We start from the raw sequence: 13,428 nt of genomic DNA on the forward strand, positions 1-13,428 counted from the left end.
TTGAGAGGTGTGCTGGAGGTATCAGAAGTGCGAATGCTGACATGAGTAACGATAATGTGGGTGAAAAGCCCACACGCCGGAAGTCCCAGGTTTCCTGCACGACGTTAATCGGAGCAGGGTGAGTCGGCCCCTAAGGCGAGGCTGAAGAGCGTAGTCGATGGGAACCAGGTTAATATTCCTGGACTTTTTATAAGTGGTGAAGTGGGGACGAAGAAGGCTAGGTGAGCCAGGCGTTGGTTGTCCTGGTACTTGCATGTAGGGGGGAAGACTTGGCAAATCCGGTTTTCCATAACTCTGAGGTGCGAAGTGGTTCTGACCTTTTGGTACAGAGAAGTCATTGATGCCCGGCTTCCAGGAAAAGCTGCTAGCCATAACTTATAGAGAACCGTACCGCAAACCGACACAGGTGGACAGGTAGAGAATACTAAGGCGCTTGAGAGAACTCGGGTGAAGGAACTAGGCAAAATGGTACCGTAACTTCGGGAGAAGGTACGCCCTTTCTGGTGATGGGATTTACTTTCAGAGCTGGAGAGGGCCGCAGAGACCAGGTGGCTGCGACTGTTTATTAAAAACACAGCACTCTGCAAATTCGTAAGAAGACGTATAGGGTGTGACGCCTGCCCGGTGCCGGAAGGTTAATTGATGGGGTTATCTTCGGAGAAGCTCTTGATCGAAGCCCCGGTAAACGGCGGCCGTAACTATAACGGTCCTAAGGTAGCGAAATTCCTTGTCGGGTAAGTTCCGACCTGCACGAATGGCGTAACGATGGCCACACTGTCTCCACCCGAGACTCAGTGAAATTGAAATCGCTGTGAAGATGCAGTGTACCCGCGGCTAGACGGAAAGACCCCGTGAACCTTTACTATAGTTTTGCACTGGACTTTGATGATGACTGTGTAGGATAGGTGGGAGGCTGTGAAGTGAGGACGCTAGTTCTCATGGAGCCGACCTTGAAATACCACCCTGTTGTTATTGAGGTTCTAACTTGGTCCAGTAATCCTGGATGAGGACAGTGTATGATGGGTAGTTTGACTGGGGCGGTCTCCTCCCAAAGAGTAACGGAGGAGCACAAAGGTACCCTCGGTACGGTCGGACATCGTACCAAGAGTGTAAAGGCAAAAGGGTGCTTGACTGCGAGAGTGACGGCTCGAGCAGGAACGAAAGTTGGTCTTAGTGATCCGGTGGTTCTGAATGGAAGGGCCATCGCTCAACGGATAAAAGGTACTCCGGGGATAACAGGCTGATACCGCCCAAGAGTTCATATCGACGGCGGTGTTTGGCACCTCGATGTCGGCTCATCACATCCTGGGGCTGAAGCAGGTCCCAAGGGTATGGCTGTTCGCCATTTAAAGTGGTACGCGAGCTGGGTTTAGAACGTCGTGAGACAGTTCGGTCCCTATCTGCCGTGGGCGTAGGAAAATTGAGAGGAGCTGCTCCTAGTACGAGAGGACCGGAGTGGACGAACCTCTGGTGCACCGGTTGTCACGCCAGTGGCATGGCCGGGTAGCTAAGTTCGGACGGGATAACCGCTGAAAGCATCTAAGCGGGAAGCCTCCCTCAAGATGAGTTTTCCCATGAAGCCCGTTGAAGACTACGACGTTGATAGGCAAGGTGTGGAAGCGCAGTAATGCGTGAAGCTAACTTGTACTAATTGGCTGATTGTCTTGACCATATAATCTGAGTGACTTCAGAATAAAATGTGACATTGATTTGAATACGTACAACGTATCGTGTAAACTCTGACTCTTTACCAAACCTGTGGCTTGACAATACAACTCAAAGCCCCAGGTAAACCAGTTTTCCTGGCGACTATAGCGATTTGGAACCACCTGATACCATCTCGAACTCAGAAGTGAAACATTTCCGCGCCAATGATAGTGTGAGGCTTCCTCATGTGAAAGTAGGTCATCGCCAGGGTTTTATTCCTTATAGCGGCTTCCACGCCGCTTTTTTTTATATTACATAACCTTTTGTACTTCAAATGCACGTTACTTAATTTGCTCTTTAAATCTGAAATTGAGTTTAAATGGCTCAGTTTCTTGTTTTTAATTTATAAAAAGTAATATGCATGTAAGAAAAAATGAGTAGGTGCTTACCTAATATGTAAGATATTTATCTTTTAATCTTATATAGTGCCCTGCAGAATATTCAATTTGTTCTATCTCTTTTGCAGTCAATTTTCTGATGGCTTTAGTCGGGCTTCCCAAATACAAATATCCACTTTTGAGTATTTTTCCTGGTGGTACAATGCTTCCTGCAGCAATCATGACATGTTTCTCTATGTGTGCTGAGTCTAAAATTATAGAGCCCATGCCAATTAAACAGTAATCATCGATAGTACAGGCATGTAATACTGCTTTGTGGCCTACTGTGATTCCTTGCCCTAAAATTAATGGCCTACCGCCTGGAGTATAAGGACCATCATGAGTGACATGCAACACAGCCCCATCTTGAATGCTGCAGGAGTGGCCTATTTGAATGTAATTGACATCACCACGGATAACAGCCATAGGCCATACAGAGACATCATCTCCCAAGGTAACGTTACCAATAACAGTGGATTGCGGATCAATGTAAACTCGTTCACCTAATTTAGGATACTTGTTTTCAAATTTACGAATGGAATAGCTCATGTTTATTTACACCATAGTTACAAATTCTTCAGCGCTGGTTGGATGAATTGCTATTGTATTATCGAAGTCTTTTTTACATGCGCCCATTTTTATGGCGACCCCAAAACCTTGTAACATTTCATCCGCGCTGTATCCGACGACATGTAAACCAATAATCTTTTCTTTTTTACCCAAGGTAACCAATTTCATCGCAGTAGGTGTTTTATCAATACTCAATGCATCATACATAGGGATGAAACGGGTTTGATATATTTTAATTTTATTTTGACCATATTTTTCAATGGCCTCATGCTCGGTTAAACCGACAGAACCTGATGGGGGATGAGAGAATACGACTGAGCAAATATTATCATAATTTAAGCAGGCATCAGGTTGATTCCCGAAAATACGATCTGCCAAACGCCTCCCTGCGGCTATAGCAACAGGAGTTAATGCAGGAGCATTAGTGACATCGCCAATAGCATAAATACCTTTAACAGAGGTGTTTTGGAATGCATCAACCAGGATTAATCCTTTGTCATCCATGTTAACTTTTATTTTATCAAGATTTAAATTACTAGTTCGTGGTTTTCGACCTACAGCCGATATAATGACATCAATATTTTCAATAATAGAGCCACTTTGACACAAAATACTTTTTCTGCCATCGCTGTGGAGATGGATACCTTGAGCTTTATGATTTTGGTGAATATAGATTCCCTGTTTTTGCATAATTTCCATTAAAGTATCGCCAATCATGTGATCAAATCGACTCAGTGGCCGTGTTCCTCTCATTAATAAGTGAGTTTCACTACCGAGCGAGTTAAGGATCCCTGCTAATTCAACACCAATGTAACCGCTACCAATAACAGCTACTTTAGTGGGTAATTTGGTTAATGAAAAAAAACCATCGGAATCAATGGCATGCTTAATACCATTAATTGCTGGTAGAGCTGGCTCACCGCCAGTTGAAATAATAATGTGTTCTGCTTGATAAATGGTATGATCTATAGTGATAGAACTTTGATCGTGGAAAATACCTTTGCCTTGAATCAGAGTAATTTTGTGCTGTGAAAATCGTTTCGCATAATTTTCTCTCAACCGTTCAATATATGCATTGCGTTTATTCACTAGTCGTTTCCAATCTAACTTGGCATTGTTTTCCAGAAAGAAACCATAATCAGTGGATTTATGGAGTGTTTCTGCAATGGCTGAAGCATTGTACATGATTTTTTTAGGGACACATCCTAAATTAACGCAGGTTCCTCCCAAGTGGCTTTGCTCAATAACAGCCACTTTGGCTCCATACTGCGCAGCACGAACAGCACTGGCTATTCCGCCACTCCCTCCTCCAAGAACTATAAGGTCAAAATGTTTTGTTTTCATGGTCAATTAATAGGAAAATAAAATAATAGTAGCAGGTCGTACTTGGTCTACCAAGAGATAAAAATGAGTTTTATAAAAATCTAAAATATTTTGCAACTTCAACTGGATTGTTTTAGTGCTGGTTGGTGTTGAAGTCGTGTATCAAACACCAACTTGCGCAAATATAACAGTAGCGTGATAGCCTCAAGTCAGCAAGGTATTAGTACTGACAATAGAAATATAATAGTGAGATTATTGCTCTAATTTTAATAAAAGTTCCTTCCTTGTTTTTTCATCAACAAAAGCAGTCTCAATAGCCATACGGGTAATATTATTCATTGTGTCGTTGCTATACCCATAAGCTTTTTGCACTCTTTTGTACTCTTGAGCAAGTGTCGTGCACATAAAAGGAGGATCATCAGAGTTAATGCTGACTTTAATTCCTTCTTCATAAAGCTTTGGAAAAGGGTGGCTATTCATGTCTTTGAATAATCCCAAAAATATGTTACTGGTTGGGCACACTTCCAATGCAATGCCTTGGTCTTTAACCATGGCCATGATGTCAGGCGAGTCAATCACTCGAACCCCATGTCCAATTCTTTTAATTGGCAGAGTTTTCATTGCTGCTTCCATTCCTTTGGCTGAATCAAATTCGCCAGCATGAACGGTGCATTCCAATCCGGAGTCTGCTGCTATCTGATAAGCTTTGGCAAATAATTGTGGGGGAAATTTTGCTTCATCTCCACCTAATCCAAATCCTGTTACACAGGGAAATTTATCTATAGAAGCTTGTTTTGCAACGCGTTCGCATGCTTCTACACCAAAATGGCGTACTGCGGTAATAATGATGCGCCCAACAATATCAAATTGGCTTTTGGCATCATCAATAGCCTGTTGGATTGCAGCTAAATGTTCCTTTGAAGGAATTCCACTGGATTGCTCGGCATGATCCGGGGAGTACATCATTTCAATATAGATAGCGTGTTCTTGAGCATTTGATTTAAGATAATCAAAGGTAATATCATAATAATCTTGTGGATTTTTAATTACGGATGCCAACGTATCATACACCTTAAGGAAATCGAGAAAATTTTTTGATAAGTAACTTTTCTCATCAGTTGCAATAAGACCATCAGGGAGCGTTAAATGGTTCCTTTTTGCTAGTTTTTTGGCTAGGTCAGGGGAAATAGTTCCTTCTAAATGTACGTGTAATTCTGCCTTTTTTAAATTCATAATATAGCCTATTATCTTACTTGAAAGAAGATTAATGGTAACTTAGATAAAAAAACGATAAAATATATTTTTTAAATAAAGTTATTTTGGATTGAGTATGAATACAGATGATATAAATAAAGCTTATGTCAGTCCTTACGATAAGTTTTTATATGAGTTTGATGCAACACATAAAAAGTCAGCATCACAATTGCATGAAATTAATAAGCATGAGCGTTTATTCAAAATGAGAGACGATAAAGATTATAAAGTCGATCAAAGTGAAATTTGGGAAGGGTTTTAAGCTTCCCAAATTTAACAATCCCTACTACGCAAATTCTCAAGCTAAGGCAAAGCAACCTGGCTATACCAGTGTTGATTCGCTCAGTAAAACCTGCTCTGTGATGCAACTAAGAAAAGCCCCCTGGTTGGTCTGAAACTTTGGCTCCAAATCTTATCCAATTAACTTTCTTATTTTATAGTTGGAGTTGAATTGACATGGCCTTTTTAGGTATTGGTTTTTTGGGATTATCCCAGCAAAGCATGTAAAAGTTTATAGGATAAAATCGTTAGCATTGAGGCTGCAGGTAATGTCAGAACCCAGGACATAAAGATATTACGGATTACAATGAGATTTAAAGCGCCGATACCTCTTGCCAAACCTACGCCCAGAACGGCACCAACCAGTGTTTGAGTTGCCGAAACAGGAATTCCAGTGCTGGTTGCAACAACTACGGTAGTTGCTGCAGAAAGTGTTGCAGCAAAAGCTCGGCTGGGTGTTAAAGCAGTGATAGAACTTCCTACGGTTTCAATGACTTTTCTTCCATACATGAGGAAACCAGTTACTACTCCGACGCAGCCTAATAAAATAATCCAGGAAGGGTAATTATCCGCATCAAATATTTGATTGGAATGCATGACCAGGCTGTGAACAATACTTAATGGGCCAACTGCTAGGGCAACATCGTTGGAGCCGTGGGCGAAAGCCATGGCACATGCCGTCATTGCCATCAGCACAGCGAAATACTTTTCTACCTGAATAAATCGTTCCCTACGTCTTATTTTATGATATTCAGGAATGCGTTTAATAAAGATCATTCCTAGAATAGTAATTATTATACTGGTGGCCAGAGTCACTGCCAAATCCTGTTTTAAATTCAAGTGAATATCAAAATGGTTAAGCCCTTTAAATACAGTGATAAAAGATAAGATAAAACCAATTAAAAAAAGATAAATAGGGATATATAGCTTGGCTTTGGTCAACGGGTTACTTTTTACAAATATGGTTTGCTGTATACTAATAAACAAAGCGTAGGCCGTAATTCCTGAAATCAAAGGAGATGAAACCCATCCAATAGCGATTCGAGCTACCTGGTTCCAATGTATGGCGTCAGGACCCAAGACTATAGTGCCAAAACCAACCATGGAACCTACTAATGCGTTGGTTATTGAAACAGGGACTCCCAGATAACTTGCAAGATTCATCCATATTGTGCAGGCGAACAAAACGCATAACATGCCTTCGATGAGGATTAAAGGTTCATTAGACAATTGACTGGTATTGATAATTCCATCACGCATGGTTTCAGTGACCCCTTCACCTCCTAAAAAAGCACCTGCAAATTCGAAAATAATGGCGATAAGCATGGCTTGACGGACGGTTACTGCCTTTGAGCCCATAGTGGTGCTCATGACATTAGCCAAATCATTGGCACCGACTCCCCAGGTCATAAGAAAACAAAGAATGAGAGCAGCAAAAAGTAGGTAAATTGAATAATCCATGAGTGATAACTACCGGGCAATAAGAATTTGAAGTCGACCACCAACTGTCTGGGCATGGTCAGCCAATTCGCCAATCCATTGGACCAGTTTGTATAGAAAAATTACATCTATAGCGGGGAGTTCCTTTTCTAATTCAAAGATTTTGTGCCTAATGTCTGCCAGTCTTTCATCACAGTCATGTTCGATTTCGTCTAATTTTACTATCATTTCTTCAACGATTTTGACTTCGCTGCCTCTGAACCCGGTTTCAAGCAATTCATCTAATTCATTAATCGCTGTGCAGGCTTGTTTAGAGGCATCAAGACATCGGCTTAAAAAAGGCATAAAAGATGGAATTAATTTTTTAGGTATGCTCATTTGCCTGCTTATAATTAAACCAGCTATATCTTCAGCTTTATTGGCAATTCTATCTTGAGCACTGAGCAGTTCTAATATATCTGTGCGGGCTACTGGTAAAAATAAGCCAGTAGGCAGATGAAGACGCAAATCACGTTTAATTAGATCTGCTTCTTTTTCAATTGTTATGATTTTATCTTTGATCTTGTTTGCAGTATCCCAATCATTTTTGAGCACCGCTTCAAAAAAAGGGTACAATTGCTTGGCACACTGATGTGCTTTACGTATGTGTTGTTCAATGGGCTTTATTGGAGATGGCCCGAACATATTAAATATACTACCCATAATTTTTGATCTCGGATAACAGATTTAGAGGATTATACCTAAACTTTTTGAGGAACAAAACTACTAATTATCTATAGTGAATACAGATTAGGAATTAAAGGGGTGTCTATTTGTAATCTTGTGAGTCCATCGATTAGTGCTACAATTCAATAAAGAATTTTATAATTCAACTGGAACAACAGGAGTGTTTCTATGATTAAGCGATGGCTATTAGTGATATTATTAATCTCTGGCAACGCTTTTTCCCAGCAGATGATAACCAAGGTTATCGAATTGAATTATTTGCAAGCAGATAAGGTCATTCAGTTAATCCAACCATTATTGCAGACAGATGAGAAAGTAAGTGGTTCAGGTCAGACATTAATAGTTAATGTGAGCCCCCAAACTTTAACGCAAATCAGAAATGTATTACATAAAATAGATGTCCCGCCTGTTGTTTTTAACATTACTGTTTATCAAGGGGATCCCGAATGGCTGAGCTCACAAGATGGAAATGATGTCGTTTATAGCACACAACCACAATATGAAGTGCAGCGCAGTCAATCTGTTAAAGTCATGAGCGGAGAATCCGCTTTTATTGCCACCGGTGAACAAGTGCCAGTAGTCACTTCAGTTGGTGTTGGTCTTTTAGCCACCGGGGTGTCTTATGAGCAACATAATATTCAAAACGGTTTATTAGTACATCCTGTTTTGCAAGGTTCACAGGTCAAATTGACAGTGAGGAGAGTGCGAGAACAGGAAAATGTTGAGAGTGATCAACAATTCGATAATCAACAAATAGATACTACGATCATGGCGCCATTGAATAAATGGGTTCCACTAGGTACAGCAGAAGGGGTACAAAATACCGATTCTTCTTCTACTTCTTATACAGCTGGAAGACCTTTTTCTCAAAATTCAACTTTGTATATCAAGGTATCAGTTGTCAAATCCATCCCTTCTGGAGAGACCAAATAAAATCATGGCAAAGCGTTTCATAAGCATCTGTAAGCCATGAGTATCATGATATTTCAGTATTGCAGAAACATACTCGCGACAGATTTGATTTAATTAAATGCAAAATGACAAAACTAAAGTCATTAATGGTATATAATTAAAGTGAACGGAGAGAATTTTGGGGGGAACTTCTTATGGCAATTATCAGTTCACTAGCCAATCACCTATTGATTGCCATGCCCTCCTTAAAGGATCCAAATTTTGAAAGGTCAGTGGTCTATTTGTGCGAACATAATGAGCAGGGGTCAGTGGGTTTAATTATTAACAGACCTTTGCAGTTTCCGTTATCTATTGTTTTTGAGCAATTGCAAATCGAACCAATTCGAGTAGAAAAAAATGGATTGCCTTTATTGTTTGGCGGACCAGTACAACCAGAAAGAGGATTTGTTATTCATAAACAAATGGGCGGTTGGCGCTCCAGTTTGTTTTTGCAAGATGAGGTGACGGTTACTACCTCAAATGATATCATTCGTGCCATAGCTTATGACGAAGGACCTAAAGATGTATTAATCACTTTAGGTTATGCTGCCTGGACAGAGCAGCAATTGGAAAGAGAAATTATGAGTAATACGTGGTTAGTTTGCCCTTATAAATCTGAAATTCTTTATGAAGTTCCCTTTGAAGACCGTTGGGAATATGCGGGATTAACACTGGGTATCAAAATGAACCAACTCTCTTCCGATGCTGGCCATGCCTAGAGGTGTGTATTTAGGTTTTGATTTCGGGTATAAACGCATAGGAGTCGCTGTAGGACAGCGGCTAACTTGTAGCGCCTCTCCTTTATCTACTATTGAAGCCAAAGCAGGAATCCCTGATTGGAATGCCATTCAAAAAGTGATAACCCAATGGAATCCACAAGCTTTAATTGTAGGTCTTCCTACCTGTATTGATGACCGTGAATTATATACAACATCAGCTGCTCGCCGTTTTGCAAAACAATTGCACAAGCGGTTTGCTTTACCTGTGCATTTAGTCGATGAACGACTTTCAACAGTCGAGGCTAGAGGGTATTTGTTTGAGCAGGGTGGATATCGCCAGATTAAAAAAGCCGAGGTAGATAGTATAGCAGCTTGTGTTATACTAGAGCAGTGGTTGCAACAATCGGAATAACTCAAAGAATATTATTCTTTATGACAGAAAATAAAATTTCGCGGGGGAACATGAAGCATTTTCTTGAAATTAGTCAATTGTCATCTGAACAAATTGAATCCTTATTGCAACGAACTTTATATTTTAAACATAAAAAACAATATCCTTCATATTCCCAAAGCATTATTGCTAATTTATTTTATGAAAACAGTACCAGAACCCGGATAAGCTTTGAGTTAGCAGAACGCCATCTGTCAATGTCTATAGTGAATCTGGATCTTCAGACTTCATCAGAAACTAAAGGCGAAGCCATTGAGGATACCATTAGAACGCTGGCTGCTATGGGTATCCAATATTTTGTAATTCGTCATAAGCAAGACAGACTGCAGCAAAATTTAGCCAATAAATTAGGCGATACAGTTCGTATAATAAATGCTGGTGATGGAACTCATGCTCATCCAAGCCAAGCGATACTGGATATGGTGACAATAATCGAACAAAAACCGCAATTAGATCAATTAAAAATTGCTGTTTTGGGAAATATTAAACATTCACGTGTTGCCAATTCTTTCCAATGCATTTGCAGTAAATTAGGGGTCGGTGAGTTGGTTTTGATTTCTCCAGAGATTTGGCAACCATCACAAATACACTTTGGACGTGTAACTGATAATCTCAAAGAAGGTCTGGCGGATGCAGATGTGATAATTTGTCTGCGAGTTCAAAGAGAACGTTTGCTGGAAAATGATCATTTGGATTTGGATTTTTATAGAAACAATTATGCTCTTACTCAAAAAAGCCTATCTTATGCAAAACCTGATGCTATGGTCATGCATCCTGGCCCTATTAATCGTGGGGTGGAAATTGATAGCGAGGTCGCTGATGGCAGACAATCTTGTATTTTACAACAGGTTACTAACGGTGTTTATGCAAGAATGGCTATCATTGAGCTGCTGGTAAGAAGTTAAATGTCTTTATATCCGGTTATCATCCTTCTTTAGTTTCTTGTCTATTAGTGGTTGATTAAAAGAAACCGTCAATTGACAATTCTTGCTCTGGAGTAAGTGGTTTTCCTACATCGGAAGCACAGGCATTTATTTTTAGTTTTTCTCCTGCGGTGCCGATGCAATAAAGCATGACTCCTTTATTGTTTATCATAAAGACTGTTATTTTCCCATGGTCAGCTTTTTTTGTTTTCGTAGCATGGACGCTAATTTTATAATTTAAAGGATTAGGGATTTTATTTAGTTTTTCATTAAAGCAATGAGTAATATTTGAATTAATTTCATCCGATGCATCATAGCATTGTGATAACAGCGATAAGGCGGTATCTGTATATTGATCTGCCATTGTGGATTGCCATGGATAAAATACTAAGAATAGTAAATAGATTAGTCTTGCTATCTGCATATAGTGTATTTTATTTAATTTATATGATTAATTATAGGTCCTTGTTGGATATGTTGGATAATAATTTTTTAAATTTTTAATTTAAGCCTGTCTCTCTTGAGTTGATAAGTTTGTATAGATGTATTTCCAGAGTAGTATTTTTTCCGTTTGATAACGCATTTTATCTGTATTAAAAATTAAAAGACCTCACGGTTAACTATTGTGTGTAAGAGCCATGGAACATCAAAATTATTTCAGGTAGGTCTATTAAGGTAGGTCTATGGATAAAATTTGGCCTTGCGTCAGTGGTTTTCCCTGTTCTCCGGCACAGGCATTTATTATTAAAGTTTGTCCTGTGGTTACTATGCAGTAATACATATATCCTGTTTTATCGACCATAAAGACTGGTATTCGCTCATTGGTGCCTTTTTCGTCAGTTTTAAAATTCATGATTAATTGAAAATCCTCTGCATTAGGCATAGCCTTGAGCTTCTTGGTAACGCATGGAGTAAAGTCATTACTAAGGTTTACTGATTCATCGTAACATGATTTTATAATCGCTAACGCATTATCTGTAGGTCTATTAGCTGTTGCAAATTGCCATGGTAACATTAATATCATGCAATGAAACAAGAATCGTATGCTTCTCATAATGGCCCCGTAATTTATATTTATGTATAATTATAGGACAATTTTCAGTGTATGTGATTAATACTAAATTGTTTTTTATATTCAATCATTTGAGAAGAAATTTTATTTGGGCAAATGCAAGATTTGTTTATAGGATAACGCCTGTTGCAAGTGTCTTAGCCTGACTTTATTACATTCATTAATATCAGCAATGGTTCTCCCTACTTTTAGTAAGCGATGATAACCACGGGCCGACAGTTTTAGTTTACTCATCACGTCTCTAAGAAACAGTTGTTCTTCAGATCCCAGTTCACAAACCATTTCGCATGTTTTGGAATTTAAATTGGCATTGAGACTACCTTGTCGTGCCATTTGTATTTCATGCATCCTTGTTACTTTTTCTCTAATAGCAGGACTTTGTTTTTCTGAATGGATATTGGGTTTAATTAACTCCTCTTGAGATAATGCGTGAATTGTAACCTGCATATCGATTCTGTCCAATAGTGGAGCAGAAAGTTTTGCCAAATAGCGGCTGATTCTATCAGGAGTACATAAACAATTGGCTTGAGAATTACCCCATTGGCCACAAGGACAAGGATTCATTGCCGCAATTAATTGAAATTTTGCGGGGAACTCTATTTGTGCAGCTGCCCTCGAAATGCAAATATGCCCTGACTCCAAAGGTTCTCTAAGTGTCTCCAGTACCTGCCGGTTAAATTCAGGTAATTCATCTAAAAATAATACGCCGTGATGGGCTAATGAAATTTCACCAGGTTTCGGCGGGTTACCTCCTCCGACTAATGAGATAGGTGAAGCAGTATGATGTGGTGCACGAAAAGGAGGCAAACGCCATTCCCTGAAATCAGGTAATTTGCCTCGAATTGAATTAATAGCTGCACATTCAAGAGCTTGCGTTTCGGAAAGTTCGGGTAGCAAGGTACTAAATCTTTTTGCCATCATCGTTTTTCCACTGCCAGGTGCGCCACTTAGCAGAATACTGTGTCCCCCACAGGCAGCAATGACCATAGCATTTTTGGCATGATGTTGTCCCTTAATATCAGACCAATCCAATTCATGATTATTTAATAAAAGATCTGGTTTGGAGGGTAAGCTCTGTAAAGGAGTACCTTGGCATAGATAGTCACAAACTTCGCGTAAGTTATTGGCAGTAAAGACTTTTGGATGTCCGGTTAAAGAAGCTTCGGCGGCATTGGCATTCGCTATAATCAGATGTTGATTGTCTTTATGAGCCGCAAGAACAGCAGGTATAATGGCAGAAACTCCTCTAAGCTCCCCACTTAAAGCCAACTCTCCAATAAATTCGTGATTTGCGAGGTTAGTGAGAGGAATTTGTTCTGATGCTGCGAGTATTCCTAGTGCAATAGGCAAGTCAAAGCCACTTCCCGTTTTAGGTAAATTGGCAGGACCAAGATTAACAGTAATCTTACGACATGGAAATTCGAATTGGCTATTTATAATAGCGCTGCGCACTCTGTCTTTACTTTCTTTCACTGCAGTTTCAGCAAGTCCGACCATAGTAAAACTTGGCAAGCCATTTGATAAATGGACTTCGACAGATACTGGTTGAGCGACAATACCGATAGTACTTCGCGTTTTGGTAAATGCGAGATTCATAAAATTTTTTCCTTATTATGTTGGACTTAAGTCGGCCAAA

Annotated in this window: 13 protein-coding genes and 2 rRNA genes (1 of these 15 only partly in view); 7 read left to right on the forward strand and 8 right to left on the reverse strand. The window is 39.7% G+C overall.

Features of this window, described 5'->3' with window-relative positions; all coding sequences use genetic code 11:
* Window positions 1-1,672, forward strand: a 23S ribosomal RNA gene (locus OQJ02_RS02880); it begins 1,221 nt to the left of the window's first position.
* Between the two features lie 129 nt (window positions 1,673-1,801).
* Window positions 1,802-1,917: ribosomal RNA gene (gene rrf, locus OQJ02_RS02885) — 5S ribosomal RNA — on the forward strand.
* A 179-nt stretch (window positions 1,918-2,096) separates the two neighbouring features.
* Here rrf and OQJ02_RS02890 read toward each other — a convergent pair.
* From OQJ02_RS02890 to OQJ02_RS02900, 3 genes are all read right to left on the reverse strand, one after another.
* A complete protein-coding gene (locus tag OQJ02_RS02890; RefSeq protein WP_265717788.1) occupies window positions 2,097-2,633 on the reverse strand; it encodes a gamma carbonic anhydrase family protein in 537 nt (178 codons plus the stop codon).
* 6 nt (window positions 2,634-2,639) lie between these two features.
* Entirely contained in the window at window positions 2,640-3,998 is a 1,359-nt protein-coding gene (gene gorA / locus OQJ02_RS02895; protein WP_265717789.1) for a glutathione-disulfide reductase, read from the reverse strand.
* 231 nt (window positions 3,999-4,229) lie between these two features.
* Window positions 4,230-5,210, reverse strand: a complete 981-nt coding sequence (locus OQJ02_RS02900; RefSeq protein ID WP_265717790.1) for an adenosine deaminase — start codon at window positions 5,208-5,210, stop codon at window positions 4,230-4,232.
* Window positions 5,211-5,307: 97 nt separating this feature from the next.
* Here OQJ02_RS02900 and OQJ02_RS02905 point away from each other — a divergent pair, with 97 nt between their 5' ends.
* A complete protein-coding gene (locus tag OQJ02_RS02905) occupies window positions 5,308-5,493 on the forward strand; it encodes a CBU_0585 family protein (protein ID WP_265717791.1) in 186 nt (61 codons plus the stop codon).
* A gap of 224 nt (window positions 5,494-5,717) precedes the next feature.
* Here OQJ02_RS02905 and OQJ02_RS02910 read toward each other — a convergent pair whose 3' ends face one another.
* Both OQJ02_RS02910 and OQJ02_RS02915 read right to left on the reverse strand, forming a co-directional pair.
* A complete protein-coding gene (locus OQJ02_RS02910; RefSeq protein ID WP_011213192.1) occupies window positions 5,718-6,971 on the reverse strand; it encodes an inorganic phosphate transporter in 1,254 nt (417 codons plus the stop codon).
* A 9-nt stretch (window positions 6,972-6,980) separates the two neighbouring features.
* The gene (locus OQJ02_RS02915) at window positions 6,981-7,652 is read right to left on the reverse strand and encodes a TIGR00153 family protein (RefSeq protein WP_265717792.1); all 672 of its coding nucleotides are present in this window, start codon (window positions 7,650-7,652) and stop codon (window positions 6,981-6,983) included.
* A gap of 192 nt (window positions 7,653-7,844) precedes the next feature.
* On the opposite strand from OQJ02_RS02915, the gene OQJ02_RS02920 reads away from it, so the two are divergent.
* The 4 genes from OQJ02_RS02920 to OQJ02_RS02935 all read left to right on the forward strand — a co-directional run bounded on the left by OQJ02_RS02920 (window position 7,845) and on the right by OQJ02_RS02935 (window position 10,702).
* Window positions 7,845-8,609, forward strand: a complete 765-nt coding sequence (locus OQJ02_RS02920; RefSeq protein ID WP_265717793.1) for a type II/III secretion system protein — start codon at window positions 7,845-7,847, stop codon at window positions 8,607-8,609.
* A 173-nt stretch (window positions 8,610-8,782) separates the two neighbouring features.
* The gene (locus tag OQJ02_RS02925; protein ID WP_265717794.1) at window positions 8,783-9,346 is read left to right on the forward strand and encodes a YqgE/AlgH family protein; all 564 of its coding nucleotides are present in this window, start codon (window positions 8,783-8,785) and stop codon (window positions 9,344-9,346) included.
* Complete coding sequence (gene ruvX, locus OQJ02_RS02930; protein WP_265717795.1) at window positions 9,339-9,758, forward strand: Holliday junction resolvase RuvX; 420 nt, start codon at window positions 9,339-9,341, stop codon at window positions 9,756-9,758. The genes OQJ02_RS02925 and ruvX overlap by 8 nt, the downstream gene beginning before the upstream one ends.
* Window positions 9,759-9,808: 50 nt before the next feature.
* Entirely contained in the window at window positions 9,809-10,702 is an 894-nt protein-coding gene (locus tag OQJ02_RS02935; protein WP_265717796.1) for an aspartate carbamoyltransferase catalytic subunit, read from the forward strand.
* Between the two features lie 55 nt (window positions 10,703-10,757).
* Here the strand turns inward: OQJ02_RS02935 and OQJ02_RS02940 are convergent, their stop codons facing one another.
* The 3 genes from OQJ02_RS02940 to OQJ02_RS02950 form a co-directional block, all read right to left on the reverse strand.
* A complete protein-coding gene (locus OQJ02_RS02940; protein ID WP_265717797.1) occupies window positions 10,758-11,084 on the reverse strand; it encodes a hypothetical protein in 327 nt (108 codons plus the stop codon).
* Between the two features lie 306 nt (window positions 11,085-11,390).
* Window positions 11,391-11,774 carry a hypothetical protein gene (locus OQJ02_RS02945; protein WP_265717798.1) on the reverse strand — a complete coding sequence of 128 codons (384 nt, stop codon included), beginning with the start codon at window positions 11,772-11,774 and terminating at the stop codon, window positions 11,391-11,393.
* 102 nt (window positions 11,775-11,876) lie between these two features.
* Complete coding sequence (locus tag OQJ02_RS02950; protein ID WP_265717799.1) at window positions 11,877-13,388, reverse strand: YifB family Mg chelatase-like AAA ATPase; 1,512 nt, start codon at window positions 13,386-13,388, stop codon at window positions 11,877-11,879.
* Between the last annotated feature and the right edge of the window lie 40 nt (window positions 13,389-13,428).

The sequence above is a fragment of the Legionella sp. PATHC032 genome (assembly GCF_026191185.1).
In the GTDB taxonomy this organism is placed as follows: domain Bacteria; phylum Pseudomonadota; class Gammaproteobacteria; order Legionellales; family Legionellaceae; genus Legionella.